Annotated in this window: 1 protein-coding gene; it reads right to left on the bottom strand. The window is 33.2% G+C overall.

The genetic code is table 11. From position 1 onward, the window contains the following. On the bottom strand, positions 1-735 hold a 735-nt coding region (locus tag ACNKXV_RS00485), incomplete at its 3' end, for a hypothetical protein (RefSeq protein WP_417905737.1). Positions 736-1,011: the final 276 nt, after the last annotated feature.

The raw sequence follows: 1,011 nt of genomic DNA, 5'->3' as shown, positions 1-1,011 counted from the left end.
TGCATTAGAAATTTCAGGGCAATTATCTACACCAGTAATGATCCCGTCTTCATCTTTATCAGGACAGAAGTAAATATCGTCCACTAAAATAGAATTGTTGTATCTTCGAGCGGTGCTTGTAACCTCTACCGACATAATTCCTATACCGGAAACTTCAAAATTTATATACTCTGGTTGGTCGCCACTAGTTTCTACCGTTTCGCTGTCTATAACTACTCCAGTAGCATCATTTGCACTATAAGCCGTAACCGTTATAATGTCCGCCTCGTTGATGCCTCCACCATCATCTCCTGCAATAAGGGAAACGGAATAAACACTTTCCTCAAAATTTATTAATTTAGATGCGCCATAAGGAAAATCTGCTCCTATTAATCCTTTAAAAATATAAGGTTTTGAAGAACGAATTCTCATGTCCTGGCTGGTTCCATTTGGTCCCGCTTTAAAAGTCACTCCTAAAGATTGATAAGTAATTTGCGGATAGTCCCCTTCATTTATTTCATTAAAATCAATAAGATAACAACCCTGGTTATCAGCGGTAAAATTAATTGCAGACTTACTTTCAGTAAAAGACTTATTAGATAAGACCCACGGGCCAATTCCTGCCGGATCTATTTTGCTATTATTAAGGAAGATATCCTGTTCCGTTAAAATTGAATTTTCTAATTCCTTTTTTTCACACCCTACCATTAGAATTACCGAAAAAGTAAGGAAAATTGCATACTTTAATGTTTTCATTATTAAAAAATAAAGGTTAATAAATTATTTAGCCTTAAGAATAAGAAAGAAAAAAGCAGAAATAGGGGGTAGGGATAGAGGTAAAGATACTTTTCTACAATAGATTCCTTTTAGATTTTTGTATATTTTAGATAAACTAATCTTTTTAAACGACCAAACAATCTAACCTTGGCGTTAAATACTAAAAATCTTAGATTTCTTATTATCATTCTAAGCAAATATTGCTCTACCGTATTAGAAATTTTAACCTAATCTCTTGAAGAAAGGTTAATAAAC

The organism is Christiangramia aquimixticola (genome assembly GCF_048285835.1).
Lineage (GTDB): Bacteria > Bacteroidota > Bacteroidia > Flavobacteriales > Flavobacteriaceae > Christiangramia > Christiangramia aquimixticola.
The sequence above is the reverse complement of the archived record's forward strand: the minus strand, read 5'-3'. Positions and strand labels throughout refer to the sequence as shown.